The organism is Paraburkholderia sp. SIMBA_053 (assembly GCF_046534895.1).
GTDB classification, from domain to species: Bacteria; Pseudomonadota; Gammaproteobacteria; order Burkholderiales; family Burkholderiaceae; genus Paraburkholderia; species Paraburkholderia caledonica.
In genome coordinates this window covers 1-244 of record NZ_JAWRXU010001479.1, presented here as the reverse complement: position 1 = coordinate 244, position 244 = coordinate 1, and the positions used below count along the sequence as shown (strand labels likewise).

Sequence of the window (244 nt, the reverse complement as noted above, 5' to 3'; positions counted from 1 at the left end):
CGGCACTTCGCGCAATTCGTCCCAGGGCGAGCCGGTGCGCGCGACGAGCCAGAGCAATTGACGAGTGATCGGCAGCACGTCGATATTGGCGGGGTCCACCGGCTGCAGCACGCCGCCGAGTTCCAGCTCGCCGTTGATGAGCGCCGTCTCGATGGCGCGCGAGCCCTGCTCGAACAGCTTCAGCTCGATCTTCGGGTAGCGCTGGCGGAACGTGGCAAGCGCGGGCGTGTAGAGCGAGCCGCCC

General features: G+C 68.0%; 1 protein-coding gene. It reads right to left on the bottom strand.

Going from position 1 to position 244, the window contains the following annotated elements:
• Positions 1-244: LysR substrate-binding domain-containing protein (locus SB753_RS40525; protein ID WP_410805609.1), on the bottom strand; the 244-nt coding region annotated here is incomplete at both ends.